The organism is Corynebacterium sp. KPL2680, from assembly GCF_040225675.1.
Taxonomy (GTDB): domain Bacteria; phylum Actinomycetota; class Actinomycetes; order Mycobacteriales; family Mycobacteriaceae; genus Corynebacterium; species Corynebacterium rhinophilum.
This window is the reverse complement of sequence record NZ_JBEHFM010000001.1, coordinates 244,574-271,547: the sequence shown is the minus strand read 5'-3', so window position 1 is coordinate 271,547 and position 26,974 is coordinate 244,574. Positions and strand designations below refer to the sequence as shown.

24 protein-coding genes, 1 tRNA gene and 1 pseudogene are annotated in these 26,974 nt (G+C 57.6%); 15 read left to right on the top strand and 11 right to left on the bottom strand.

The window, feature by feature from the left end:
- The 3 genes from ABRP66_RS01340 to ABRP66_RS01330 all read left to right on the top strand — a co-directional run.
- Positions 1-263 (top strand): hypothetical protein (locus tag ABRP66_RS01340; protein ID WP_349838213.1); only part of this gene is annotated, 263 nt, incomplete at its 5' end.
- A 75-nt stretch (positions 264-338) separates the two neighbouring features.
- A complete protein-coding gene (locus ABRP66_RS01335) occupies positions 339-1,250 on the top strand; it encodes a DMT family transporter (RefSeq protein ID WP_234457548.1) in 912 nt (303 codons plus the stop codon).
- Positions 1,251-1,529: 279 nt separating this feature from the next.
- Positions 1,530-2,138: an ATP-grasp domain-containing protein gene (locus ABRP66_RS01330; RefSeq protein ID WP_349837184.1), complete on the top strand. Its 609-nt coding sequence runs from the start codon at positions 1,530-1,532 to the stop codon at positions 2,136-2,138.
- Here the strand turns inward: ABRP66_RS01330 and ABRP66_RS01325 are convergent.
- Positions 2,089-3,433: pseudogene (locus ABRP66_RS01325) on the bottom strand (IS256 family transposase). The gene ABRP66_RS01330 and the pseudogene ABRP66_RS01325 overlap by 50 nt on opposite strands.
- Positions 3,434-3,635: 202 nt before the next feature.
- Here ABRP66_RS01325 and ABRP66_RS01320 point away from each other — a divergent pair.
- Together ABRP66_RS01320 and ABRP66_RS01315 are read left to right on the top strand one after the other, a co-directional pair.
- Complete coding sequence (locus ABRP66_RS01320) at positions 3,636-4,844, top strand: IS110 family RNA-guided transposase (protein ID WP_349838212.1); 1,209 nt, start codon at positions 3,636-3,638, stop codon at positions 4,842-4,844.
- Positions 4,845-5,326: 482 nt separating this feature from the next.
- Positions 5,327-6,535: an IS110 family RNA-guided transposase gene (locus ABRP66_RS01315; RefSeq protein ID WP_349838211.1), complete on the top strand. Its 1,209-nt coding sequence runs from the start codon at positions 5,327-5,329 to the stop codon at positions 6,533-6,535.
- Positions 6,536-6,758: 223 nt separating this feature from the next.
- Here the strand turns inward: ABRP66_RS01315 and ABRP66_RS01310 are convergent, their stop codons facing one another.
- From ABRP66_RS01310 to ABRP66_RS01290, 5 genes are all read right to left on the bottom strand, one after another.
- Positions 6,759-6,893 (bottom strand): hypothetical protein, encoded by a 135-nt coding sequence (locus ABRP66_RS01310; RefSeq protein WP_023016690.1) that lies wholly within the window; start codon positions 6,891-6,893, stop codon positions 6,759-6,761.
- 12 nt (positions 6,894-6,905) lie between these two features.
- A complete protein-coding gene (locus tag ABRP66_RS01305; protein ID WP_023028242.1) occupies positions 6,906-7,523 on the bottom strand; it encodes a hypothetical protein in 618 nt (205 codons plus the stop codon).
- Between the two features lie 797 nt (positions 7,524-8,320).
- On the bottom strand, positions 8,321-8,551 hold the full coding sequence (locus tag ABRP66_RS01300; RefSeq protein ID WP_349838217.1) for an IS3 family transposase: 231 nt from the start codon (positions 8,549-8,551) through the stop codon (positions 8,321-8,323).
- Positions 8,552-8,844: 293 nt separating this feature from the next.
- Entirely contained in the window at positions 8,845-9,072 is a 228-nt protein-coding gene (locus tag ABRP66_RS01295; RefSeq protein WP_349838210.1) for a transposase, read from the bottom strand.
- Positions 9,073-9,250: 178 nt separating this feature from the next.
- The gene (locus ABRP66_RS01290; protein WP_237791547.1) at positions 9,251-11,230 is read right to left on the bottom strand and encodes an FAD/NAD(P)-binding protein; all 1,980 of its coding nucleotides are present in this window, start codon (positions 11,228-11,230) and stop codon (positions 9,251-9,253) included.
- A 262-nt stretch (positions 11,231-11,492) separates the two neighbouring features.
- Here ABRP66_RS01290 and ABRP66_RS01285 point away from each other — a divergent pair, with 262 nt between their 5' ends.
- The 6 genes from ABRP66_RS01285 to ABRP66_RS01260 all read left to right on the top strand — a co-directional run bounded on the left by ABRP66_RS01285 (position 11,493) and on the right by ABRP66_RS01260 (position 18,856).
- Positions 11,493-13,907, top strand: a complete 2,415-nt coding sequence (locus tag ABRP66_RS01285; RefSeq protein ID WP_284611572.1) for an excinuclease ABC subunit UvrA — start codon at positions 11,493-11,495, stop codon at positions 13,905-13,907.
- 76 nt (positions 13,908-13,983) lie between these two features.
- A complete protein-coding gene (locus ABRP66_RS01280) occupies positions 13,984-14,724 on the top strand; it encodes a hypothetical protein (protein ID WP_349838209.1) in 741 nt (246 codons plus the stop codon).
- An 82-nt stretch (positions 14,725-14,806) separates the two neighbouring features.
- Positions 14,807-16,429, top strand: a complete 1,623-nt coding sequence (menD, locus tag ABRP66_RS01275) for a 2-succinyl-5-enolpyruvyl-6-hydroxy-3-cyclohexene-1-carboxylic-acid synthase (RefSeq protein ID WP_349838208.1) — start codon at positions 14,807-14,809, stop codon at positions 16,427-16,429.
- Complete coding sequence (locus tag ABRP66_RS01270; RefSeq protein WP_284770885.1) at positions 16,430-16,873, top strand: DUF3592 domain-containing protein; 444 nt, start codon at positions 16,430-16,432, stop codon at positions 16,871-16,873.
- 67 nt (positions 16,874-16,940) lie between these two features.
- Positions 16,941-18,140 (top strand): glycosyltransferase family 4 protein, encoded by a 1,200-nt coding sequence (locus tag ABRP66_RS01265; protein WP_349838207.1) that lies wholly within the window; start codon positions 16,941-16,943, stop codon positions 18,138-18,140.
- Positions 18,141-18,151: 11 nt separating this feature from the next.
- The gene (locus ABRP66_RS01260) at positions 18,152-18,856 is read left to right on the top strand and encodes a demethylmenaquinone methyltransferase (RefSeq protein WP_284897144.1); all 705 of its coding nucleotides are present in this window, start codon (positions 18,152-18,154) and stop codon (positions 18,854-18,856) included.
- Positions 18,857-18,869: 13 nt separating this feature from the next.
- On the opposite strand, the gene ABRP66_RS01255 is transcribed toward ABRP66_RS01260, so the two are convergent.
- Positions 18,870-20,138: a geranylgeranyl reductase family protein gene (locus ABRP66_RS01255; protein WP_349838206.1), complete on the bottom strand. Its 1,269-nt coding sequence runs from the start codon at positions 20,136-20,138 to the stop codon at positions 18,870-18,872.
- Between the two features lie 98 nt (positions 20,139-20,236).
- Here ABRP66_RS01255 and ABRP66_RS01250 point away from each other — a divergent pair, with 98 nt between their 5' ends.
- The 4 genes from ABRP66_RS01250 (at position 20,237) to ABRP66_RS01235 (ending at position 22,575) form a co-directional block, all read left to right on the top strand.
- Positions 20,237-21,241 (top strand): polyprenyl synthetase family protein, encoded by a 1,005-nt coding sequence (locus ABRP66_RS01250; protein ID WP_349838205.1) that lies wholly within the window; start codon positions 20,237-20,239, stop codon positions 21,239-21,241.
- Between the two features lie 110 nt (positions 21,242-21,351).
- A tRNA-Tyr gene (locus ABRP66_RS01245) sits at positions 21,352-21,433 on the top strand.
- Between the two features lie 170 nt (positions 21,434-21,603).
- The gene (locus tag ABRP66_RS01240; RefSeq protein WP_349838204.1) at positions 21,604-22,047 is read left to right on the top strand and encodes a hypothetical protein; all 444 of its coding nucleotides are present in this window, start codon (positions 21,604-21,606) and stop codon (positions 22,045-22,047) included.
- A 231-nt stretch (positions 22,048-22,278) separates the two neighbouring features.
- Positions 22,279-22,575, top strand: coding sequence for a hypothetical protein (locus ABRP66_RS01235; RefSeq protein ID WP_349838203.1), 297 nt, complete (start codon positions 22,279-22,281; stop codon positions 22,573-22,575).
- A gap of 1 nt (position 22,576) precedes the next feature.
- On the opposite strand, the gene ABRP66_RS01230 is transcribed toward ABRP66_RS01235, so the two are convergent.
- Genes ABRP66_RS01230 through deoD form a run of 4 tightly spaced genes read right to left on the bottom strand, consistent with a single transcriptional unit; the run spans position 22,577 to position 26,938 of the window.
- Positions 22,577-24,154: a phospho-sugar mutase gene (locus ABRP66_RS01230; protein ID WP_349838201.1), complete on the bottom strand. Its 1,578-nt coding sequence runs from the start codon at positions 24,152-24,154 to the stop codon at positions 22,577-22,579.
- Positions 24,155-24,157: 3 nt separating this feature from the next.
- The gene (gene deoC, locus ABRP66_RS01225; protein ID WP_349838199.1) at positions 24,158-24,817 is read right to left on the bottom strand and encodes a deoxyribose-phosphate aldolase; all 660 of its coding nucleotides are present in this window, start codon (positions 24,815-24,817) and stop codon (positions 24,158-24,160) included.
- An 11-nt stretch (positions 24,818-24,828) separates the two neighbouring features.
- The gene (locus tag ABRP66_RS01220) at positions 24,829-26,184 is read right to left on the bottom strand and encodes an MFS transporter (RefSeq protein ID WP_349838197.1); all 1,356 of its coding nucleotides are present in this window, start codon (positions 26,182-26,184) and stop codon (positions 24,829-24,831) included.
- Positions 26,185-26,212: 28 nt separating this feature from the next.
- Positions 26,213-26,938: a purine-nucleoside phosphorylase gene (gene deoD / locus ABRP66_RS01215; RefSeq protein WP_349838195.1), complete on the bottom strand. Its 726-nt coding sequence runs from the start codon at positions 26,936-26,938 to the stop codon at positions 26,213-26,215.
- Positions 26,939-26,974: the final 36 nt, after the last annotated feature.

The window sequence follows — 26,974 nt, the reverse complement described above, 5'->3', positions numbered from 1 at the left end:
TGTGTTTTGAAAACTTCTTCATGATTATCAGTCTTCCTGCCCAACAAGGGGCTGTCACGGAAGACACGATCAAACCACATGGTCTATTTAATCCAGCCCAGACCAACCCCAGCCGAGGTGGAAACCGAATTTTGGAAGAAGACCCCGCAACAGGGAATAATAGAAATCAAGGCAAATGCCTAGGAACAAAACTCGGGGCACTTCATCTTCGAGATGGCCTAACAACGCCCACACGCAGCGGCCATCAGGGAATGAGAAACTGAGTCTTCGCTGCTCTCCGCCCAACTTTGCAACAGCACCTATTAAGTTAACTTTACGGATTTTGAGGGTAAGGTTTTATGATCCAGTCCAATAAACCAGGTGTAGGGGCGGTTATCGTAGCCCTAGCTGTCCTATGGCAAGGAATCGGCACTGCGATAGTCGGAGCCCAAGTAGACCCAGAGCTATCTACTTTTACTACGTTTTCAGCGTTTCTTATCGCGGCGATTATCTCCACAGTGGTCTATTTAGCGTTTTATCGTAGAAAATACCGAGCTACGGAAACACCGCATCCCCCCATGAAAATGATAACTGCAGCAAGCCTCAATCTGTTTACTGCGGGCGCTTTCTGCTTATTCTATGTTTCCACTACTTTGATGCAGTCCACTGCAGCAAGTGTCATCGAAACAGGAGTCGGCCCTTTTATTGTCGCAGTAATAATGACTTGGTCGGCCAGAAGGCTCAGCAGTTCATTGGTGTCAACAACTGCAGTAGTGGTTCTGGCTCTATGTTTTTTCTTCCTAGGAACGGGAAGCAGTTCACCCCAGTCTTATCTGGGTTTCGCTCTAGCTGTAGGCGCAGGAATTTCTGCGGTAGGAGTGCTTTACTCCTCGCGCTGGGCTACTGAACAAGGGAACAGCGTTCTCACGATTGCAGCAGTGAGGTTTCACTTAGCTTGGATTATTAGCGGTCTCGTGGCTTTCTTTTCCGTGGAAGCGGAGATGCTTCGAGGCTCTACCCTGTCAATCGTCCTGCTATCGGTGATGTGCATTACTTTTCCTATCCTGCTCTTGCAGTGGGGAATTACCTTAGCGCCGCCTTTCATCTCGGCACTGATCATCGCGGCCCTTCCGGCCGTGGTGATGGCTACCGAGGTGGCATTGGGCTCTCAAGTCGAACCAATTCAGTTAACTTTGTTGATGCTCATTGTGGCAATAACCATAAGCCAAGCAATGTGGGGAACACGGAAAAATGAAAATATTAGTAGTTGATGATTCTTCAAGTGGCGCCGATCTGGTGGCAACCCTGCGCCAAAAAGGGACGTAGAGGTTGCTACTGCTAACCCGCCGTATGTCATCTCAGCTAACGAAGACGGGAGCATTTCCGATCCATGGGCCCTGGCCCTACTCCGGGAATGTAGCCAAGAAAAATTTGACCTTGTTGTGCCGGGAAGCGAATCAGGAGTATCCATAGCTGAGTGGGTTTCAGCTGAGTTAGGACTACCGCATAACGGTAGAGAGAAGATCTGGCACCGTCGCCATAAGCAAGGAATGATTGAAGTTGCTCACCAATATGGACTGCGTGCCCCAAGGTCTGTTACCCTATCCTCCGCTTCTGCACAAGACAGCCTTTATCTAGACCCGTCCCTGGTCAAGGATTGTGTTGTCAAGCCTGTGGGAAGCGGGGGCAGTGACCATGTCTATTTCTGCAAAACAGAACCCGAGACTCTTCAGGCGATTACTACCATTCAAAATTCTACGACTTTGCTAGGAGAAAAATCACCCTCCGTGGTTCTTCAGGAGTACGTAGACGGACCTCAATATTTTGTGAACACGGTGACAGCCGAAGGGCGTCATATTGTGACCGAAGTTTTCCGATACGGACTTACGGAGGAATCTGGAGCTCCCCACATATATTCAGCTATCACAGTAGGACCGGAGGACAACCACTATTCCGGTGCCGTGGAATATACCTTATCGCTCCTTGACGCTCTGGAAGTAAACTTCGGAGCCTCCCACGTGGAACTGAGGTGGTCTAAGGGGCAGTGGGTACTTATTGAATACAACGGTCGCTGTAGAGCGTGTCAAGTTGTTTGTGTGTGGGGTCGGACTATAGGTATTTGTCGAAGCGGTCGGGAAAGGCCACGGCCATTTGGTTGATGGCTTGTTTCCAGCCGGATACTCGTGCTCCTTCCACGAGTCTGCCGGCTGTCGCTGAGGCCCGTTTGCCCTGCTTCGCCCTCTTGGCAGCTCGTCTGTCTTCAATATTGCAGATCATCAACCACAGCGTTTTCAGCGCTGATTCATCGTTGGTGAACTGCACCCTGTTGCGGGTAGCTTTACGCAGTTCATTGTTGAATGATTCAATCGAATTCGTCGTATAGATTACCTTCCTGGCTGCTGGCGGGAACTGCAGAAACGGTACGAAACGCGCCCAAGCATCCCGCCAGACCTTGACTGAGCGGGGATACTTTTCTCCTAATTCAGAGGCTTCAAATTCGTCTAAAGCAACCTGAGCTGTGGATTCGTCTGCAGCGGTGTAAATCTTTTTCAACGCGGCCGATACGCCTCGGCGATCCCCGTAGGCTACCCATCGGTTAGCTGCGCGAATCAGGTGCACGATACAGGTTTGCACCATAGAGTGCGGCCAGGTTGCCTCTACTGCTTCTGGCAAGCCTTTCAGCCCGTCACAGCAGACAATAAAGACGTCTTTGACCCCACGGTTAGAAAGATTGGCACATACCTGCGCCCAAAATGAAGCGCCTTCTTCTTTGGCAATCCATAGGCCCAAAATGTGCTTAATACCGTCAAGATCCACACCAATTGCCATGTACGCGGATTTGTTGACCACTCGGCCACCATCGCGGACTTTAATGCGTAACGCATCCAGGAAGATAACGGGGTAGAACTCATCTAGCTGGCGGTTTTGCCAGACCATAACCTCATCGCCGACGGCATCAGTTACTGCAGAGATTGTTTCATGAGAAATATCTACCCGCAGGGCAGTAGCCATGTGATGCTGGATATCCCGAATGGTCATCCCACCGGCATACAAGCTGACAATCATGTCATCAACGTCGGTCAATCTCCTCGAGCCTTTGGGCACCATCGTAGGAGAAAAACGTGCCGTTTCTATCTCGTGGAACATCAATGCTTACTGGACCGTAATTAGAATCTACGGTTTTCGGATACGTCCCATTGCGATAATTATCCGTTCCAGCACTAGCTTTAGCTGCTCTATCACCGGATGCATAGCCCAGGTGAGTATCCATTTCCGCGTTCAGCCCGCGGGTAATTGAAGCTTGCAACATACCGCGAACCAGGTCATTAGCATCCGTGGTGGACGTGCCTAGCTCATCAATAAGTTTCGCGATTTCAGGGTTAGCAAGAAGCTTCTTTTCAATCGCATCAATCTTGGCCTTATCAGCCGGATCTCGTCGTGCCACACTAGTCATTCTGGCTTATCTCCTTATGCAGGTTGGGAACCTACACACAAACCATTAGACACTCTCGTGACATACTCCAGACTGCTAATAGGAACCTGACCCGCACAGAATGTGCGAGGTCTCAAAGTAATGTGGATGCCAGCGTGAAGTATGTCCGACCACCAGCGATGAAAGAAGTCCCATACTCATTAAACTCGCTAGGAGGTCTGGCATGACCTACGACTATGTCATCGGCATGGATGTTGGCAAATACTTCCACCACGCCTGCGTCTTAGATATCGACGGCGCCCAGGTGCTATCTAAGCGCATCAACCAAAACGAAAAATCCCTGCGCACACTCTTTTCAACGTTCAGCGCACACGACCACAAGGTCCTTGTCGTCGTAGACCAGCCAAATAACATTGGTCGGCTTACTGTCGCGGTTGCTCAAGATATCGGAATCGACGTGCGCTACCTTCCTGGTTTGGCTATGCGTCAACTCTCACGCATCCACGCTGGTAATGCCAAAACTGATATCCGGGACGCCTATATCATCGCCCACGCTGCAAAGAACCTTCCAGAATCCCTTCGCAGTGTCGACCGCGTCGAAGAAGCCTTCCTCCAATTGAAGGTCCTCAACGGTATCGACGAAGACTTAGCACGCTCATACACAAGGCTCATCAACCAGATTCGAAGTGCGCTAGTAGGCTGCTACCCGCAATTCGAACAAGCCCTTCGCGGTCAGATAATCCACCGCAAGTGGGTTCTACACCTACTTGCACGCTACGGCGGGCCCACCAAGATAAAACGCTTAGGTAAGGCCAAGGCAGCTGCCTTTGCTCGACGCTATAAGGCACGCAACCCCGAACCTGTCCTCGATGCCATATTCGCTGCTATCTCTGAGCAAACAGTCACTATTGCAGGTGCACACTATGCAGAAATGGGCGTAGCAATGTCGGCGAAGGACGCGCTTTTAAAGCTCGAGCACCGCAAACAAATCGACAAGGAAGTCATCAGGCTCATCAACGACATCCCCCACACTCAAATCCTGCTATCCATGCCGGGAATCGGACCAAAGACGGCAGCACAAATTCTCATGACCGCGGGCGATATGTCCGACTTTCCGTCAGCTGGGCACCTAGCCTCTTACGCTGGTTTATCGCCCCGAACGAATCAATCCGGAACCTCGATCATGTCGAACTCACTGAATAGAGCCGACAATAAAAAATTAAAGAACGCCCTATGGCAATCATCTTTTGCATCCATCAGATTCCACGAGCGTTCCCGGCAATTCTATGAACGAAAGCGCCGTGAAGGCAAGAGACATAACGCCGCAGTCGTAGCACTAGCCCGCAGACGACTCACCGTCCTCTACGCCATGATGCGCAACCACGAGTGCTACCACGATCCCGCACCATTACAGGAAGACCTAGCAGCCTAGACACTAAGAGCAAAGACAGCCGACCGGGTAAAATCCCAGTCGGCTAGCTGTCATGCCCGAAAACAACACGGCCAAACAACCCCGGCTGAAAAATCAACCCCGGCTAATCCACCCGCGAGGTTGACAAACTATATAGGAACACCCATTACGTTGTTATCAGTTCCGCTTGAGTTTACCCAGGATTCGTAACTCTGCCCCTGTGCAGGGGCAGGTTATGTTTGTCTGCGTTCCTTTTGCTTTTCTTTTTCAGGAGCAGTGGAACTAGTCGCTGGCTTCGGTATGGCTTATTTTCGTCCCTGTCTGACAATGATCCGGGGGGGTGATGCCGCCGAAGGCAGTGACATACTCCAAACTGCTAATAGGAACCTGACCCACATCAAGTGTGTGAGATCTCAAAGTAATGTGGATGCCAGCGTGAAGTATGTCCGACCACCAGCGATGAAAGAAGTCCCATACTCATTAAACTCGCTAGGAGGTCTGGCATGGTCTACGACTATGTCATCGGAATGGATGTTGGAAAATACTTTCACCACGCTTGCGTCTTAGATATCGACGGCGCCCAGGTCCTGTCCAAACGGATCAATCAAAACGAGCAGTCCTTACGCGCGCTCTTTTCGGATTTCTGCTCTGGTAACAACAAGGTCCTTGTCGTTGTTGACCAGCCTAATAACATTGGTCGGCTTACTGTCGCGGTAGCCCAAGACCTTGGAATTGATGTGCGCTATCTTCCCGGCTTGGCTATGCGTCAGCTCTCACGCATCCATGCCGGAAACGCCAAAACTGATATCCGGGATGCCTTCATCATTGCCCATGCTGGAAAGAACCTTCCAGAATCCCTTCGCAGTGTCGACCGCGTTGACAAGGCTTTCTGTCAGCTTAAGGTCCTCAATGGTATCGACGAAGACTTAGCACGCTCATACACAAGGCTCATCAACCAGATTCGGAGTGCACTTGTCGGCTGCTACCCGCAATTCGAGCAGGCCATTCGCGGTCAGATAATCCACCGTAAATGGGTCCTTCATCTGCTTGCCCGCTACGGCGGGCCAACGAAAATCAAACGCCTCGGTAAAACAAAAACTATAGCTTTCGCCCGCCGCCATAAAGCGCGTAATCCCGAGCCAGTTATCGATGCGATATTCGCTGCCATTGCCGAACAAACAGTATCCATTGCCGGTGCACACTATGCAGAAATGGGCGTGGCAATGTCAGCAAAAGACGCACTTGCCAAGCTTGATCACCGCAAGGACATCGAAAAGGAAGTCATCGACCTCATCGACGACATTCCCCACACACAAATCCTGCTATCCATGCCAGGAATCGGCCCGAAAACAGCAGCACAAATCCTCATGACTGTCGGGGATATGTCTGACTTTCCAACACCTGGACACTTGGCCTCATATGCTGGGCTATCGCCCCGGACAAACCAGTCAGGCACTTCAATAATGTCGAACTCGCTGAATAGAGCCGGCAACAAAAAACTAAAGAACGCCCTATGGCAATCATCTTTTGCATCCATCAGATTCCACGAGCGTTCACGGCAATTCTATGAACGAAAGCGCAAGGAAGGCAAAAGACACAACGCCGCAGTCGTAGCACTTGCCCGCAGACGACTCAACGTCCTCTACGCCATGATGCGCAACCACGAGTATTACCGCGACCCCGCCCCAGCAAAGGAAGCCGCAGCAGCCTAACCCCTAACAACGAAACAAGCCGACTGGGAAAAATCCCAGTCGGCTACCAGTCGCGCGCAAAACAACACACCTAAAAATCCCGAGTTAGGGATCCGCCCCCGTCCACCCCACCCGCGAGATTGACAAACTATATAGGAACACCCCCCCTATTTGACGTGTTAAGTCTGATAAAAATCCGGTTCGCCTACTCGGATGAGTGACGAACCGGAGCGAATGTAATATTCTACTTATTTGAAAACAAAACTCGAAGGCCTTTTCCTTGGAGCTTTGGATTATCTTCCATTCGCTTTTTTAGACCAAGGGCATAGCCAATGCTGCCCCCAGCAAAAACTACAATTGCGATGATCCACAGTGGCATGAGGTTCTCCTTTTAGCAGTGGGTAGATACCCATGTCCAGAATACGGTTTCACCTGCAAATGCTAGTCCAGCAATCGCGGGGTTGACAGCTGCTAGAGCTAGTACTTTGCCCCAAGATGCAGCATGTCCTGCACCGACTAGGCCAACAACGTAAGGGCATACCTGTTCTTTGGAGATGCGCTCTTCCATGGAAGCCTGTAGGCCGGCGATCTGTTCTGGGCTTGCTTCATTAAGACGAGCTCGAAGTGCTTGTGCGCTTTCCTCTGCGGTGATTGTTTTGGCTGAACCGTCAGGGTAAGTAGTAGTCACTTCTCCGGTGTCATTATTGATGGTTGCGGTAACTTCACCGTATTCATCAACTGACAGTGTTTGAGTTGTGAGTCCATGAAGCTCGCCGCCGAGGAAAGCGGGAGTTTCGGCAGGATTTTGACTTACTGCACGTGTTTCTGTGAACGTTTGTGATGGTGGGGCTTGGACTGCCATCGCTGGTGTTTGAGCTGTCGACATAGATACAGCAATAAAAGCTGCCGCTAGGCCTTTCGCTACTTTATGCATTTTATACTCCTTGGGGAAAGATGATGTCGCTGTTTCCAGCACTTTTAGGATAGCGCGCTTTACACCTGGATACATAGATTAATGCCTATGTTAATTATCATAGTTTTGAAATTAATGAGTCAGGCTTGTGAAGAACAAGGTACACCCTATTGTTACGCCGGTTTGGGGCAGAATGTTTGCTGTAAAATAGGGCCACTTCGGCCATTGTTTTACACTTGCATAGTGGGATCTAGACTTTAGATTTGCAGAAAGTAGTGAGTGTGATGTCGGCGAGTAAAGATTCCGGTTCATGTGGGCAGCGGGTGGGCTATATCTATGTCTCGACGGGACCTGACCCCATTTGGTGGACACCTGATTGGGGTTGCCCGCAAATCGTGGACACGTAGTGGAGCTACCTCGTGGTTAGGTAGCTATTTCTTTTCTGCTGGTGGTTAGGCTGGTGTGGTTCTCGAAATCGATGGGGCTGACCATCCCGAGGGCTTCAGTGTCGGCGTCGACGGTTGTAGACGACTTCAATCCAGTAAGCCACAGTCTGACGCGCAGCATCGCGGGTGGCCAGCGCTTCCGGTCGTAGAACTTAAGTTTTAAGCGTCGACCAGAACGACTCAGCCATCGCGTTATCGAAACACACCCCGGTACGCCCCACCGTCTGAGCAACACCTAGGTTGCGGCATACCTCCCAGAGTTGTTCGCTGGTACATTGCGTTCCGCGGTCAGCGTGAAACACGAGACCATCAGCAACGTCACCGCGCAGCGCATGTGCTATTCGCAGTGCTCCTTTGACTAGGCGCGTATCTTGGGCGCTATTCATAGCCTAGCCCAGCACACGACGGGAGTGGCCGTCTCGGATCACGCACAAGTACAACCATCCTTCATCGGTGCGCAGGTAGATAAATATCTGACATCCGCACCCGGTTGAGCTCACCAGTATCAAACATGCGCTTGACCAGGTCAGGAAGCGTGGACTTGCGCTTGGCTTGGATCGTTGTCACTGGAACGAAAGCACGCGGTGAAATCCCTTCAATGCCCATCATGCGCATCCGCTTGGCTACAGTCTTGCGATTCACACTGATCTGGTAGCGCTCACCTAGTTCTGCGGTGATTCACAGGGCACCATAGACCTCGTCGGAGTCTTTTTCAGATCTGATGAATCTTGCGGTCGACATCATCGTAAAATGATGCACGATCATCTTTTCCGGATAAGCGTTGCTGCTGTATATGGGCCCATGTGTAGTATCCAGACCGAGATACCTTCAAAAGGCGTGCCATGCGTTTGATGCTGTAGTTCGCCTTGCTCTGGCTGCATCAATTCGAACTTTTCTGCTCGCGTTGCCTTAAAGCGAAGAAGGCTGTCGCTTGTGACAAAAACTCGTTATCCATCTTGGCTTCTGCCAGCTCACGACGCAGACGAGTATTCTCCGCACGAAGATCCGCCTCGCTTAATCCATCGGAGGAGCCTTAGGCGTTGACGCTCATTTTTTACCCATCGGCCTAAAAGACCTGGTGCGACACCAATTTCTTTGGCTACATGAGCAATTGGGCGCTGCGATTCGATTACCAGGTTCGCGGCTTCACGTCGATACTCAGGTGTGTATTTCTGGCGTTGTTGACTCACAATGAACATCCTCTCTTACGGACACAAAATCCGCACTAATCGGGTGTCCACCAAATGGGGGTCAGGTCCGAACGCAGATAAACATAACCTGCCCCAGCATGGGGCTAGGAGTATGAATCCTGGGCTCCTCCGAACGGAACTGCTAACAGCGTAATGGGCAGGCGGTTGCCTGCCCCCTCGCTGATAGCTACGCTTGCCCCGCGAGGGCTACCTGGGCCGCGTGCACGGCGGCCTTATCGGCTTCCTGGATGAACCACGAATCCGTGCCCGGAATGGGCGGGGCCAGGGTGGTATCTGGGTACTCGGCGTGGGCGGGGATTCCTACGAGGTGTAGGCGCTCATCCACGGTGCCGTCGGCGTTGTGGACCTGGCGGGTATCGGGGTCCTCGGCAGGCGAGCCGGTAGGTACCTCGATGCCGTCGCTGGCGGTTTCCGTAAACGCGCGCACGCGGCCGGATTCCACGAGGGAGTGCATGAAGGAATCGTGCGGGGTGCGGCGGATATCGGGCTTGTGCACCCAGGCATCGAGAAGCGTCGTGCCCGGAATGCGCTTGCCGCCAGAGGCGCTGGAGCTGATGGTCCATTCGCCGGCGTCGGCATTCGTACCCAAGACGGGATTGCCGCCGACGAAGCTGACAATGCCGGCATCGACAAGCGCCAGCAATTGCTGCGTGCGGAAGGGCGGCGGGCCGGAGCACGTGGTCTGACCCAAGGAAATGGCCTTATCGAACATGTGGTGGCGCGACTCCAGGGTATAGCGGCCCTCGGCGCCCAGTACCTGGGTGGGTTTGCGGGAGAAACCGACCGACCACAAGGCGGCGCGCACCGGGCTATCCGGGCCCTTCTGGGCCTCTGCCAGGTCCTCGCACAGGCTCTGCACGATGTGCTCGGTGAGCTCCTGCTGGTTGGAAAAATCCTCCGTGAGCAGGTGCATCCAGCGCAACAGGCTGAAATCCTTGGTGGTGTGGTGCGCAATGACCTCATCGAGCTGAGCCAGGCCGTTATAGGCCACGCCCGCATCCACCGGAGTGGCATCGAGGGCAGCGATGATCTCCTCGCGGGAGGAGCGCAGGCTCTCCGGCTCGACGCGGGCGAGGGAATCGATATAGGCCTGGTAGGCATCGCGGGCAACCGCCGGCCACACCTCGGTGTCATAGTTGATGGAGCGCGCGCCCGTGCGGTGGGATAGCTCGGCGACGACCTTCTTCAGGCGCGGGATTTCCGCGGCCGGTGGCAGGGAGCCTTCATCGGATTGCGGCAGGAAGGGATAGCCGCGCCGGGAAGCAGCCGCAAAGGTGGGCTCGGTGCCGGTGGCCTCATAGCGCATGCCCCAAGGCTTGGAGGAATCCTCAACGAACTTACCGCCGCGGCCCACGGTAGACAGGATGAGGATATCGAAAAAGCCCATGCCAAGCCCGCGCACGAGGACTTTCTCATTGTCCTCGATGGAGTCAACGCCCTGGTCAATGGGATTATCAGCGCGAATCCAGCGCAGGCTGGGGTTATCTTCCAAGGTCTTAAGGATCCACCGCTCGTTTTCGGTATAACCCTGGTTTTGCCAGCCCGTGACCGCCAAGGTGGAGCCGGCCTCAACGGTGGTGTCGTTGTTGAGGTGCAAAATATCCGCGCCATCGCGGGATTCAATATCCACCACGCGGGCGTGGTGTTGCTTGACCTCAACCCACTCCGGCACGTCCTGCAGGACCGAGCGGAAGACCCACAGGATGTAGTGGCCGTAGAGCGCGCGCGGCAAATAGGATTCGGGACGCAATTTCTCCAGCTCTGCGCGGCCGAATTCCTCAAGCACCTGTGGATCGAGCGGGTGGGCAGCGGCGTAATCGCGGGCGCCGGCGGGCACGTTGGCATCGCCAAGCGTCAGGCGGATCCACTCGTAGATGGTGGGGCCTTCAACCACCGGAGCCTCCACAGTGGAGCCGGGTTCAGAAAACAGCGTCATGCCGTGTGCGAAGGTATTCATGCACAGGTACTTGGGCTGGTTGATATCCCAAATCTTGCCGCCGCCGTGCTGGGCATCATCGATGAGATGTAGCGTCAGCTTTTCTGGCGGGTGAGACACAGTATTGAGTTGTGCCACGAGGCGCTCCAGGACGGAAATGCCGCGGGGGCCAAGTCCAATCAGCGCGATGGATGAAGTGTTATCGGTCAACGCGGAGCCCTACCTTCTAGCTTATAGACCAAGCGGAATCGTCATAATAGACAATGAAGTCTATCAGTTGGGGCGCTGGCTAAATATGCACCGCCTGTGGCTCGGTGGCGGCAGGGCGCGCTCGCCAGCCGGAACACTCCGGGCGGGCGTGAAATTAATTCTTGGCAGGCGGAGCGGTAGACAGATCGGTAGGCAATGCGCGGCGGGGGTGGCGGGCCGAAGCGTTGCCTTAGGAAGCTGGTGCGCGGGTAAGATCGCGGACATGACAATTAAGGTTCGCGATGCCCACTTACACAACCTGCGCAATGTCGATGTGGATATGCCGCGTGGCCAACTCGTGGCGGTGACGGGAGTATCCGGTTCCGGAAAATCCTCTCTGGCCTTTGGCACGATCCACGGGGAAGGGCAGCGCCGCTACCTGGAATCGGTGGCGCCGTTTGCGCGCCGGCTCATTAGCTCCGCGGTGGACCCACAGGTAAGCCAGGTGGAGGGCTTGCCGCCCACGGTGGCGTTGCAGCAATCCACCTCCGGCGGCGGGGCGCGCTCCACGGTGGGCACGGTCTCCGCGCTATCTAATAGCGTGCGCTTGTTGTACTCGCGCGCCGGGGATAACCCTGAGGGGCTCTACTCGGATGCATTTTCGCCGAATACCCCAGAGGGCATGTGCCCGCAGTGCCAAGGTGCGGGCGTGGTGCACGAGCCCACCGAGCAATCGATGGTGCCCGATCCCACCTTGTCCATTGAGGAAGGCGCCATTAAGGCTTGGCCCGGTGCGTGGGCGGGCAAGAATTTTCACGATATCCTCATGAACTTGGGCTATGACCTGGATTCGCCCTGGCAAGACCTGCCGCAGGAAGACCGCGACTGGATCCTATTTACCGAAGAACGCCCCGTGGTCACCGTAAAACCGCTGCGCGGTGCGGACCAGATTCAGCGCAATTATGAAGGCACGTGGCGTTCGGTGGCCAGCTACCTCACCAAGACGCTGCAGGAGACCCAATCGGAATCGCTGCGCAAGCGCACGTTGTCCTTCATGGAATCCCGCGAGTGCGATACCTGCCACGGCCGGCGGTTGAACCCGCGGGCGCTCAAGGTGACGTATGCGGGAATGAGCATCGACAAGCTGGGCGCGCTGCCGCTGGACCAGGTCTATGAGGTGCTCAGCGCGCAGGAGCCGGAGGAGAATTCCGCGGAGGATCTGCTGCTCAAGCAGGTGCTTCCGGCGCTAACCTCCGCCCTGGAGCTGGGGCTGGCGCACCTGAGCCTAGACCGTCCCACCCAGAGCCTTTCGGCGGGTGAATTGCAGCGCATCCGGCTCGCCGCCCAGCTGCGTTCCGGCCTCTTCGGCGTGGCGTATGTGCTCGATGAGCCGTCTGCCGGCCTGCACCCCGATGAGCGCGGGGCGGTGTTGGAGATGTGCCGCCGGTTTATTGACGCCGGTAATTCGGTGCTGCTCGTGGAACACGATATGGACCTGGTGGCCCAGGCGGATTGGCTCGTGGACGTTGGCCCCTACGCCGGCGAGGGCGGCGGCAAGGTGGTCTATTCCGGCCCGGTCGAGGACTACGACGCCGATACCCCCACCGCCCGCGCCTTGGCGCAGCGAGAGCTCGCGCTTGCCGATGCCCCCCGTACCCCCTCCAACCACCTCCGCCTGCGCGGCATTTCCGCGCGCAGCATCGACGGGCTCGATGTTGATTTCGGGCTGGGGCAATTTACCGCTGTGGCCGGGGTCTCGGGGTCGGGCAAGTCGACGCTGGTGAGCACCGTGTTGGCAGAAACCCTCAAGGAATCTGCCACCGCCGTGGCCGATGAGGATAAAGATGACGCAGATGAGGGTGGCCACGAGTTCTCGCTTGCCGGGGTAGAGGGCCTGGATAAGGTCTCCCGGCTGGTGCAGATTTCCCAAAAGCCCATTGGCCGCACCCCGCGTTCCACGCTGGCCACCTATACCGGCCTTTTCGATAACGTGCGCAAGCTCTTTGCCTCCACCCCGGAGGCCAAGGAGCGCAAGTGGACGGTCTCGCGCTTTTCCTACAACGTAAAGCAGGGCCAGTGCCCCACCTGTGGTGGCGCCGGAAAAATCGAGGTAGAGCTGGTCTTTTTGCCGGGTTCCTATACCACCTGCCCGCAATGCGGCGGTGCCCGCTTCAACGATGAGACCCTCGAGGTGACCTGGCACGGGCGCAGCATCGCAGAGGTGCTGGAGCTCACCGTGGATGAGGCCGCCGAGTTCTTTGCCGAGGAACCAAAGATTCACCGCGCCATCGCCACGCTGCAGGCCGTGGGCCTGGGCTACCTCCGCTTAGGACAAGGCGCGCCGGAGCTTTCCGGCGGTGAGGCGCAGCGCATCAAGCTCGCCACGGAGCTGCAGCGCTCCCGCAATTCGCGGCGCGGGCACACGGTCTACATGCTGGATGAGCCCACCACCGGCCTGCACCCGGCCGATATTGCCCTGCTCAATGCGGAGTTGCACAAGCTTGTCGATGCCGGGCATACCGTGATCGTCATCGAACACGATCTCAACGTTCTGGCGAGCGCGGACCGCATCATTGAGATGGGCCCTGGCGCCGGTGCAGACGGCGGGCAGATTATCGCCGATGCCACCCCAAGCCAGCTGGCCGCGGAAGATACCGCGACCGGTAGGGCGCTGCGGGCACGTCAGCGCCAGAGCTAGCATCCTCCCTGGTTCAACGCTGGCATCTGGGAGATTCCCTGGGAACTCACAGGAAAATGATGTACATCTGGTAGGCATGACAAATAATGGCTTTGGTGAAAACGGTTCCAATGGCCGAAAAGGCTCTCATAATGATGACCGCGGCACTGACGAGACCCGCCAGTGGTCTGGCCCGGCCGAGGATGCCACGCGCCAGATAGGCCGCGTTCCAGATAGCGCGGCCGGTGATGCCCGCAACCAGCGCCCGCAGCAGTATTTCCCAGGTGCGCAGCAGCCGCAGAATGAGACGCGGCAATTCGATGCAAGCGCCGACTACCAGCAGAATTACCAACAAAACTACCAGCAGCCCGGCGGGCAGTATGACCAGCAGCAGTACGGCCAACAACAGTATGGCCAGCAGCAATATGAGCCGGTGCCGTCGGACTATGACCCGGACCAGCGCGGCAGGGGAAAGAAGAAAAACGGCGGGATGGCCGGTGTCTTTGCCGCCATCGCCGTGGTTGCCATCTTGGCGGCGGGCGCCCTGTTTTTCTTGTGGCGCAATGCCGCGAGCGATGCCGATAAGCCCGCGCCAGAACCGGTGACGGAAACCACGACCACGCAGGTGCCCACTACGGTGACCGAAACCGAGGATGCGGGCCCTGGCATTTCTGAGCGCTTGCGCAATCTGCCAAACCTGCAAGACGAGCTCCCCGAAGATATTCCTTCCGAGCTGCCACCGGAAATCCAGGACCGCCTGGAAGAAGGCAATGACCTCGACGTAGAACGCCTCTTGCGGGATCTCCTTGGCAATAGTGGCAACCAGCAGCAGGGCTAACACATAGTAGCGGCGGCGCGGTACGGTGCGGCGGGATTGCCGATTGCCGGCCGCCGCGCCGCAGTAGGTAAAATCTGGCAGCATGAATGAATCGATGCAGCTGGCTGAACAGGTAGCCGCCCAATTGGCGCGCCACCTTACTGATGTGGTGCTGTGCCCGGGATCCCGCAACGCACCGCTGTCCCTAGCGCTCTTGGCGCGCGAGGATATCCGGGTGCATACGCGCATTGATGAGCGCGGCGCTGCGTTTACCGCCTTAGGCATGGCGCGCGTGCAGCACCGCCACGTCGGGGTGGTGATGACTTCCGGCACGGCCGTGGCCAATACGCTGCCCGCGGTGGTTGAAGCGCACTATTCGCATACCCCGCTCGCCATTATTAGCGCCGACCGCCCAGAGCGGTTGATCGGCACCGGTGCTTCCCAAACCATCGTGCAAGACGGCATCTTCGGCGTCTATGCGGATACCACCCAGGTCAACGAGCAAAAAGATATTGCCGCCCTTGCGGAGCGGTTTGAGCGCGATCTTCAGGTGCACATCAATATCGCCTTTGACGCGCCGCTGGTAGGAGATAGCCTGCCGGAACCTGTAGGTGGCGATGGCACTCGCGCGGCTACCCCGCGGTTTTATGACCACGGCGAGGTCGCGGTGGACTTGAGCAAAAATACCCTCGTCATCGCCGGCGATGAGGCCTGGGAGGTTGAGGGCTTAGAAGACGTGCCGACCATCGCGGAGCCCTCCGCGCCGGGGCCCTTCCACCCCGTGCACCCGGCCGCGGCGCACATTTTCCGCAAGGCGCAGGTCTCCGCCAATGACTACGTAGTCAATACCAAGGTTGAGCAGGTCATCGTGGTGGGCCACCCCACGCTGCACCGCGGGGTGCTCGCGCTGATGAATGACCCGGATATCGAGCTCGTGGTGCTCTCGCGCACGGCGGACTTTACCAACCAGCGCGGGGATAACGCGCGCCTTGGCACCACCGTCAAGGTCACCGGGGAGCCAAGCCGCGAGTGGCTCAAGATTTGCGAGGGCGCGACCGACATGGCCAGCGAGGCCGTGCGCGCAACATTGGAGGAAGAAGAGCTCGGGTTTACCGGACTGCACGTAGCGGCGGCGGTAGGCGATACGCTTGCGGTCAATGACGCGGTGGTCCTCGGCGCCTCGAATCCGGTGCGCGATGCCTCCTTCATCGGTATGCCCTTTGACGGCGTGGATACCTACGCCCCGCGCGGGGTGGCCGGCATCGATGGCACAGTGTCCCAAGCCATTGGCGTCGCCCTGGCCACGCAATCGCTGGATCCCACCAATTGGCGCGCCCCACGCGTGATGGCTTTGGTAGGGGATGTGACCTTCCTGCACGATGCCAATGGTCTGTTGATCCCGGAGGACCAGCCGCGGCCGGAAAACCTCACCATCGTGGTGGCCAATGACAATGGCGGCGGCATTTTTGAAACCCTGGAACAAGGCGCGCCCGCGCTTCGCGATGCCTTCGAGCCGGCCTTTGGAACGCCGCATGGGGTGGGCATCGACAAGCTGGCAGAGGCTTATGACGCAGACTACCGCCTGGTGACCACCCCGCAGGAGCTGCTGGATACCCTGGCAGAGCTCAAGGAATACTCCACGGGCATCACTATCGTGGAGGCGCAGACCACCCGTGCCACGCGCCGGACGCTGCAGGATAAGCTCACGCAGAAGGTGGGCCAGTAAGTGGCCCCGCGCTATACGCCCGCGGTTTTTCGGCGCCGGCTGCACCAGCTCGTGTTGGCCATTTATGTGGCGCTGATCGTGGGCTCGGTGGGCCTCGTGGTGGGGCCATTCCTCAATGACCGCGCCATTTCCGCACAGCCTAACCGGGCCTTGGCAACGGTCAAGGACGTCGGCGTGCTGCGCACCACCGTGGATTTTCAAGATAGTGACGGGATCTACCATGCCCCGCGGCAAGGATTGCTCTATCCCACCGACCTGGGCGAGGGACAGCAGGTATGGGTGCAGTACGCCGAAGATAACCCGGATTTGGTGAAGGTAGAAGGCCGCGAGTGGACCTTGGCGGTCATACCGGCGCTGTCCGTGGCCATCGTGTCGACGCTTGGCGCAGTGGGGTTGTGGCGGCTTATTAACCTGACCACCCGCCGCGCTGAAAAATCCCGCTGAAAAATAATTTACCTAGATTTTTCATTGGATTCACCAAAGGCCGAGAAAAATAAGCCATTATGGTGGCATGCGAGTTGCAATCGTGGCCGAATCGTTCCTTCCCAATGTCAATGGCGTGACAAACTCGGTGCTGCGCGTTTTGGAGCACCTGCACGAAACCGGACACGATGCGATTGTCATCGCCCCCGGTGCCCGCGAGGGCCAAGAAGAAATCCCCGATTATTTGGGCTTTCCCATCTACCGCGTGCCCACCGTGCGCGTGCCGCTGGTGGATTCGCTGCCGGTGGGCGTGCCTACCACGGCCGTGGATGACGCGCTGCGGAAGTTCAAGCCCGATATCATCCACCTAGCCAGCCCGTTTGTGTTGGGTGCAGCGGGCGCATTTTCGGCCCGCCAACAGCGCATTCCGGCAGTGGCGCTCTATCAAACCGATGTCGCCGGGTTCGCCACCAAGTACCACGCCTCCGCATTGGCCTATGGCGTGTGGGAGTGGCTGCGTACCATCCACAATTCCTGCCAGATGACCCTGGCACCGTCCTCGCTAACCATCCGGGACTTGGAAAAACACCACATCAAGCACGTGCGCCACTGGGGCCGCGGCGTCAATGCCGAGCTATTCCATCCCGAAAAGCGCTCTGCATCCCTGCGCCGCAGCTGGGACCGCAGTGGAAAGAAGAACATCGTCGGCTTCGTCGGCCGCTTGGCCGCGGAAAAGGGCGTGCACCGCTTGTCCGCGCTCAATGACCGCGAGGATATTCAGCTGGTCATCGTCGGCGATGGCCCCGAGCGCCCGCTATTGGAGGCGCAGCTTCCTAACGCCGTGTTTACCGGCGCGCTGAGCGGTGACGAACTGGCCCAGGCCTATGCCTCGCTGGATGTCTTTGTGCACGCCGGGGAATTTGAAACCTTCTGCCAGTCCATCCAGGAGGCCCAAGCCTCTGGGGTGCCCACCATCGGCCCGCGGGCAGGCGGGCCCGTGGACCTTATCCAGGAAGGCTATAACGGCCTGCTTTTAGACGTAGATAGCTTTGTTGAGGACCTGCCCAATGCCGTCGATGCGCTCCTCAACCCGGAGATACATGCGGAGTTGCGGGATAATGCCCGCGCCTCCATTTCTTCGAAGACGTGGACCGCGCTGTGCGAGCAGCTGGTGGGTTATTACGAAGAGGTGTTAGAAGATACCCGCCGGGTGCCGCTGACCATTTTGGGGCAGCGCCCGGAGCTGCCGCGGTGGGCGGCTCGTGCCCTTGGGGCGCGCGTAGCCTAGACTAGGCATTTGTGTCTAAGGCAGATCTGGATAAAAAGCCCTTCGACGTCGCGCGCATGTTTGACGCCGTCGGCGAAAAATACGACCTCACCAATACCGTCTTGTCCTTTGGGCAGGACAAGCGCTGGCGCAAGCGCACCCGCGAGCGCCTTAACCTGCAGCCGGGGGAAAAGGTCCTCGACCTCGCGGCCGGAACCGCGGTATCCACAGAAGAGCTGTCCAAATCCGGCGCGTGGTGTGTAGCCTGTGATTTTTCGCGCGGTATGCTCGCCGCCGGAAGCGAGCGCGACGTGCCCAAGGTGGCCGGCGATGGCATGAAATTGCCTTTTGCGGATAATACGTTTGACGCCGTCACCATTTCCTATGGCCTGCGCAATATCCACGATTACGAGCTGGGGCTGCGGGAAATGGCGCGCGTGACCAAGCCGGGCGGGCGCCTGGCGGTGGCGGAATTTTCCACCCCCATCGTCCCGGTATTCGGCACCGTGTACAAGGAATACCTCATGCGCCTGCTGCCTCCGGTTGCGCGCGTGGTCTCCTCCAACCCGGACGCCTATATTTACCTCGCGGAATCCATCCGCGCTTGGCCTGGCCAAGAGGAACTGGCGGCGGCCATCAACCGCAACGGCTGGGCCGATGCGGGCTGGCAAAACCTTTCTTTGGGCATCGTCGCCTTGCACTCGGCGACGAAGCCGCTTGCCGATGCCCCACAGTAACCCCTGAAGCTCCCTAGACCGCCGCAGTGGAGGCCCACAGGGGCGTATCGCGCCGGACGGCGCCTACGCTGCGGCCCGCCATGCGCCACAGGCGGGCGATAAGATCGCGGTCCTCCTCCGTGATGAGGTTGCCCATAAGGCGGGCTGCGGCGGGCATCAGCAAGCGGCCCACCGGCCCGCGCAGCGCCAATGGGCCCGCCACGGGCAGGAATTGCGGGTAGGTCAACAGGCGGGCGGCCGTGCGCGCAAGCAGGAAGGATTCGCCGTAGTGCTCGCGCAGGGTGGCCGGCCACGCGAGGGTGAAATCCTTCGGCCCGAGCATGCCCACCGCGAGCGCTGCGGTCTCGAGGCCGTAGTCGATGCCCTCGCCGTTTAAGGGGTTGACGCAGGCGGCGGCATCACCAATGAGCATCCAATTGGCCCCCGCCACATTAGAGACCGCCCCGCCCATGGGCAGCAGGGCAGAGGTGACGTGTTCGATGTCCCCAAGGCCCCACTCCGCGCGCTGCTGGGCGGCGTAGAACTCTAGCAACTTTTTGGTATTAATCTTGGCCGGCCGCTGCGCGGTCGATAGCGCGCCGACGCCGATATTGACCTGCCCTAGCTCTGCACCCAACGGGAAAATCCACCCGTAGCCGGGCTGGACTGCATCATCTTCATCTTTTAATTCCACGTGTGAGTGCATCCACGGCTCGGTTGCTTGAGGGGAGGCGGCATAGGAGCGCGCGGCGATGCCATAGACTTCATCGCGGTGCCAGGTGCGGCCCAATTGCTTGCCAAAGGTAGAACGCACGCCATCGGCCACGATGAGCCATTTCGGCCGAATAATCTGCTCGCCGATGCGAAACGAGGTCACCCGGTTGCCCTCCATCACCGGGGCGCTTGCGGGGGTACCGGATATGAGCGTGGCGCCTGCGGCGGTGGCTGCCTCTACCAGCTGCGCATCGAGCCTAAAGCGCGGCAGGGCAGTGCCCGCCTGCGAAGGGTAGGTCTGCGGCCACGGGGCGGTGACGTCCCCGCCGTAGCCGTGCAGCTTGAGCCCGCGGTTGCGGTAGGAGGCGTTAACGGTGATGCCAAGCTTGTCTAGCTGGTGCATTGCCCGTGGGGTGAGCCCATCGCCGCAGGTTTTATCGCGGGGGAAGGTGGCTGAATCAATGAGGACAGTCTCATAGCCTGCGCGGGCGGCGTGGATAGCCGCAGCACTTCCTGCGGGTCCTGCACCGATGATGGCGACTTCGACAGGGCGGGGGGAATCGATCTGTTCCGACATAGGGACTATCATTGCACTAGTTCAACCCCTCAAGTGTGTTAAGGGGGCTGGTTTGGACTACGGTAGATAAACGATTATCTCTGGCTTTTAATTGCAAGGAACGCTATTTAATGACTCACGGCCACTCGCATGCCACTCACGTGGATCTTGGTGATCCACAGCTTAATGAACGCATTGGCGCGGGCATGGAAGCAGTAGAAGAAAAGCTGCGCAGTGAAACTGACCGCGGCCAGGACTTCTTGAAGGACAAGGTAAGCCATCTGTCCAAGGCAGGCGGCAAGCGCTTTCGCCCAATGATGGCCCTGCTTGCCTCTGAGTACGGCGCCAAACCGGGCTGTGAAGAGGTTATTAAGTCCGCCACCGTTGTGGAGATGGTGCACGTTGCCACCCTGTACCACGATGATGTGATGGATGAGGCGGATCGCCGCCGCGGCGTGGAATCCGCCAACTCCCGGTGGAATAACTCTGTGGCCATCCTTGCCGGCGATGCCCTTTTGGCGCACGCCTCCCGCCTGATGAGCCAACTAGATACCCATACCGTAAGCCACTTTGCGGATACCTTTGAAGAGCTGGTGACCGGCCAGATGCGCGAGACCATCGGTGCCGGCGAAGCCAACCCCGTGGACCACTATATGGCCGTTATTCAGGAAAAGACCGCGGTGCTTATCGCCTCTGCCGGTTACCTCGGCGCGTACCACTCGGGCGCTTCTGCAGAATACGCTGCTGCGTTGAGCCGCATTGGCGGTGCCATCGGCATGATCTTCCAGATCGTGGACGATGTCATCGATATCTTCTCCGATCCAGAAGAGTCCGGAAAGACTCCGGGCACCGACCTGCGCGAGGGTGTCTTTACCCTCCCCGTCCTCTACGCCTTGGAAGAGGACGGCGAGGTGGGAGACCAGCTGCGTGAGCTGCTGACAGGCCCCCTAGAAACCGATGCTGAGGTCGAGCGTGCCATTGAGCTCCTGCGCCAGTCTGGCGGCCGTCAGCGGGCGCTAGAGGACATTAACGCCTACCTACGCACCGTAGAAGAACAGCTTTCCGTGCTGCCGGAAAATTCCGCTAGCCAAGCGCTGCGCCAGCTTGCGGACTACACCGTTCGCCGCGTGGGCTAGCTGCTTGTCGATGCCCCCTCCTACACACCCCATTTCTCCCCGCTGCGCTGGCGATTTGGAGGTAGGTGGGTGCTTCATAGTAAAGTACATACACGCACCACAGAGTGCATGCCAGGTTGCCCGAGCGGCCAAAGGGAGCGGACTGTAAATCCGCCGGCATTGCCTTCAGAAGTTCGAATCTTCTACCTGGCACAACACAGAGCCCCACAAGCACAAGCTTGTGGGGCTTCGTTGTTTTCTCCTGCAAGGCGGATCTGAAAGCTCAATGGGACGCGGCACACCTTGAATAGGACTAACAGATGCTCGTGATAGCCCAGAATAAGGTTAGTTTTCAGTACGTGAACGATTGATAAGGTGTCTGCATGCGGTTGAATAAGCTTGCTATCAGTACTGTTTGCTTACCTTTAATGCTCGTAGGTTGTGGTGTGCAAGACCCTGAGCCCTCTGCAGAATCTGAGGCACCGAATAATGGCGATACTTCTCTGGAGAGTTTTGAGCCCCGTCCCTCAGACGCTCCAATACTTGGGAATGTTACGGCTGAAGGGGAGTGCGATCCGCAAGTGGTGAAAATGGATAACGAGAAGAATACGCCCCACATTCACTATGGAGGTCAACCCGGTGATGAATTAACCATCAAATATATGAATGGCGACGAAGTTGTGCAGGAGGATAGCGTTGAACTGTCCAGCACAACAACTAGTATCCAAACTGGAGCCAGTACCTATAACGGGGATTTGGACCGTGCTGAAATCGTTGCCAAAGGTCGCTCTGGTACCGATGGCACGTGTCATATCACCATTAAATAGTTGATATTTGCTGTTGAGGGAATTCTCTACTCTTGATCTCTTAGCAATCGATAAACCCAGATCCCGGAGTATCGGAATATTGAACATCTCTTGTGCTTGTTCAAGTAGTCGGTTTGGCTCGTCTAATGCTTTTTGAATCGGCTTTTCGTGCCCATTGAGAAGTATCAGGCACCGTCTCATCTTGGGAGAGAGGAGTCTTCCAGCGTTTTATTTTCGCATACGATGAAGGGCATGGAAGAAAGGCGGCTAGCAACACTATTTTTTGGCAATGTAGTGCTTGAATCCCAAATCTCGGGTACGTTTCCCAAAATGTACGCTGCGGATATGCGGTCTTATTGGATAAGGCCGAGCAGAGATGGTGCCATTGCTGTTCCACTAGATGATCTTCGCGGACAAATTACTGCGGATAGGGCTAAGGCACTTTCTGAGAAAATCTTTGAATCGGTTGCCTTAGAACTAGAGAAGAATTATACAGGAGGCAAAAGCCAAGCAGTACAAGAGCTTACTGCTTGGCTTTTGCAAGAGTAGCTTAGAGCCCAAAGTAATCGCGCAGATCGGCCGCGATGGCATCGAGGCGACCGGCGTCGGGGGACTCTAGGTAGCACTTGAGCTTGGGCTCGGTGCCGGAGGGGCGAACGATGACGCGGTCATCGTTCTCGGTGAAGAGCTTCGAGCCTTGGGCGAACTTTTCCACCTTGGACACTGGGGAGCCGGCGAGCTCGGTCGGCGGGGTAGCAGAGACCTTGTCCATTGCTTGGGTAATCAGGCTCAAGTCCTCGACGCGGAAGGTCAGAGGCTGCGTGTGCAGGGCGCCGACCGTGGCGTAGATATCATCCAAGCGGCCTAGGAGGCTGCTTCCAGCGGCCTTGCATTCGGCAGCGAGGCTGGCGAGCACCACGGAGGTAGAGATGCCGTCCTTATCGCGCACTGCGTTGGGATCGGGGCAGAAACCAATAGCTTCTTCGTAGCCGAAAGCCAGCTCCGGGGTGCGGGCGATCCACTTGAAACCGGTCAGGGTTTCCTCGTGGCCGAGGCCGTAGTGCGCGGCGATGCGCCCGAGCAGGCGGGACGATACGAGGGAGTTGGCGAAGTTGCCGGTAGCGCCGCGGCGAGCAAGGTAATCGCCAAGCAAGGCACCGGTCTCATCGCCACTGAGCTGGCGCCAGGTGCCATCGGTGGGCAGGGCGGCGGCGCAGCGATCGGCGTCGGGGTCGTGAGCGATAAGGATATCGGCACCGATTTTCTCGGCATGCTGAATGCCAAGGTCCAGTGCGCCAGGCTCTTCCGGGTTGGGGAAGGACACCGTGGGGAAATCTGGGTCAGGAGCGGCCTGTTCCGGCACCAGCGAGACATTAAAACCACAGCGAGACAGCAGTTCCTTACCCAGTTCGGCACCCACGCCGTGCATGGCGGTCAGAGCGATGGTGATATCGGTATTTTCACCGACCAACGTGGCGGCGCGGTCGAGGTACTCCGCGCGGGTATCGACGTCCTCGATGTGATCGGAGGTGAGCGGGACCTCATCGGCATAGGGGGCCTTAGCGATGGCGGCGGCGATTTCCTTATCGGCTGGGGAGATGAGCTGCACGCCCTCGCCCGGGCCGGTGGCAACGCGGCCACCCAGATACACCTTGTAGCCATTATCGGCAGGCGGGTTGTGGGAGGCGGTAACCATAATGCCGGCGTCCGCGCCTAAGGAACGCACCGTGAAGGCGGTCAGCGGGGTCGGATTCTGAGCAGGCAGGACTAAGGCCTTTCCGCCAGCGGCGGAGATAACCTGCGCGGCATCGCGCTGGAACTGCGCGGATCCGTGGCGGGCATCGCAGCCGATGACGACGACCGGGGTATCGACTTGCTGCTTGAGCCAGGTAATAAGACCGTAGGTGGTGCGGATGACCACGGCGCGGTTCATGCGGGATTCGCCCGCGCCCACGGCGGCGCGCAGGCCCGCGGTACCAAAGTTCAGTGGGCCCGCGAAGGCGGCGGCGAGTTCTTCGGAGTTATCTTCCTCGATCCACGTGAGCACCTGACGGGCGGTGTCCGCATCCGGATCGTGTTTGGCCCAAGTGCGGGCGTAGTCGATATCGAAGGTCTTATCCACAGACATGGCTTAAAGCTCCTCGAGGATCTTGGCGGAGGAGGACAGTCCCAGGCGGCTGGCGCCGGCCTCGATCATGGCGAGGGCATCCTCGGCGGTACGGATGCCGCCGGAGGCCTTCACGCCCAGCTTGTCGCCTACGGTCTCGCGCATGAGCTTGACTGCTTGGGTGGAGGCACCGCCGGCGGGGTGGAAACCTGTGGAGGTCTTTACAAAGTCCGCCTGAGCGGCAGCGGCGGCCTGGCAGGCGAGGACAATGGCGGCATCGGAAAGCGCGGCAGACTCGATGATGACCTTGAGCACCTTGCCTGGGATGGCATCGCGCACGGCCTGGATTTCTGCTTGCAGCTCCTCGGCGCGGCCTTCGATGGCCAGCGGGATATTGATGACCATGTCTACTTCCTCGGCGCCATCGGCAACCGCGCGGGTTGCCTCAGCGGCCTTGATTTCCGGCTTGACGGCGCCGGAAGGAAAGCCCACGACCGTGGCGACGTGGAGGGACTCCGGGGTCTCGAGCGGCAGGGCGGAAGGGGAGACGCACACGGCGTAGGTGCCAAGCTCGGTGGCCTCTTCTACCAAGGCGCGGAACTGCTCCGGGGTGGCCTCTGGCTTGAGCAGGGTGTGGTCGATGTAGGAAGCGACGTCTGAGCGGGTGAGGTTCTGGGAAGTCATGATTTTCTCCTTTAGGAAACTGGGGCGGGTTCGTTTTTAGCCATCTTTAGATCCGAAATGATGTACAGCGCGGAACCGAAGAGAGCGATGACGGTGAGAATGAGCAGGGTGGTGGTGTAGCTGGTGGACTCCATCAGCTTGGCGGTGTACGCAATGCCCAGCGGGATGGCGATATTGATGGTGAGGTTATAAAAGCCGATGGCGATACCGGACTTGGCTGCGGTGATATTGCGCAGTGCAGTATTGACCAGTGGTGCGTACATCAGGGAAAAGCCGCTGGCAAAGGCAATAATGGTGATAACAAGCACAGTCACGTGAACCTGTGCAAACAGCGCGGCAATGAATAAGGAACCTGCAACCAAAGCAAAAGCGGTATAGATGGTGGCTCGAGACGAGAGCACCGTGCCGATCTTGCCGGACAAAATACCGACGAGCACGGCGCAGGCATAGCCAGGAATGAGCAACAACGAAGCACGGTCAAGGCTCATGCCGTGCATGTCTTGGGCTGCATAGGGAAGCAGGAAGATAAAGCCCAGCTGGGTGGAATAGACAAAGAGCACCATGACGATGGTCCACACGTAGCGTCCATTGGTAAAGAATTCCGGGGTGACCACGGGGTTCTTTGCGTTCTTGATGTGCACGATGAACAGGACTAAGCCAATGGCTGCCAAGACGAGCCAGTACCAGGCGTAATCCTGCATAAACATGATGAGAGCGCTGGCGAAGACGGCGACGAAGAACAGGCCAAGTGCGTCCAGGTGGCCCTCCACGGCCTCATCTTCCGGCACATTTTTAATGATGGGCGGAATGGTGAGCAGGAGGATAAGTGGGATGAGGAACATCGCCGTCCAGGACACGTAAGTGGAGATGAACCCAGAGGTCAGCGCACCAATGAGCAGGCCGGCCTGGAAGGCAGCGGTGGAAAAGCCGAGGTAGGTCTTTTGATCATCCTCACTCAAGTGCTTGGTCACGTAGATGACATAGAGCGTCTCAGCGGCGGCCAAACCGGTGGTCTGAATCAAACGCCCAGTCAACACCATGGCCCACGAACCGGAGAAAATGAAAGCCAGGATGGAACCCACGGCCACAAACCCGATACCGGTCAGCATGAGCTTCCGAATAGAGATGGAGTCCGCCAAGGCGGCGTAGACGACGGCACCGATACCAATGATGACGCCGGCCAGCGAGGCCTGCAGCGAAGCGGTCTTATCGGAGATCTCCAGCGCTTCCGCGATCGGCATGGTCATCGTCTTGAATCCATTGTCAATGATGAGAGAGAAGACGAAGACGAAAAGGAGGATAGGGACGGCCGCCTTGGGGTTAACCTGGGTGCGATCCCCCGGCATGGCCTTAACTTTTTTCAGCATGGAAGTTGTCCTTTGTGGGAAGAGGAGCTTAGTCGACTGCGTTAAGCGGCAAGGCGAGTTTCATCATGGTGTGGAATGCACTCTGGCGGTCCTCGGCAGAAAGCTGGGTGCCGTTGACCACATTGTCTGAGACGGTGAATAGGCCCAAGGCGTCGACACCGGCCTCGGCGGCGGTGGCATAGAGTGCGGCGGATTCCATTTCCACACCAAGCACGCCCATGTGCGCCCAGCGGCCGTTGACGGTCTTATCCATGTGGTAGAACATGTCAGAACTTAGGATATTGCCCACGTGGATCGGGGTCTCCTGGCGCTCGGCCTCATCTACCAGCGCCTTGAGTAGCTTCCAAGATGCGGTGGGGGCGTAGGTGCCCGGCAGGTCATACTGTGACAGGAAGTTGGAATCGGTAGAAGCAGAAGATGCCACGATGACATCGTGCAATTCGATGTCTTCTTGCATAGCACCGATGGAGCCGACGCGGATGAGCTTTTTCGCACCGAACTTATGGATCGATTCCCAGGAGTAGATACCGATAGAGGGAATTCCCATACCGGTGCCCATAACGGAGATGGGCTTGCCGTTGTAGGTGCCGGTAAAGCCCAGCATGTTGCGGATTTCATTGAATTGGACGACATCTTCCAAGAAGGTATCCGCGATGAATTTGGCGCGGAGGGGATCGCCGGGCAGCAAAACGGTCTCTGCGATGGGGGTGCCGTGCGGGTTGATGTGCGGGGTGGAAATCTCAGTCTGAGACATGGAGTACTCCTCAACGTGGACTGGTGGACTGTGTCA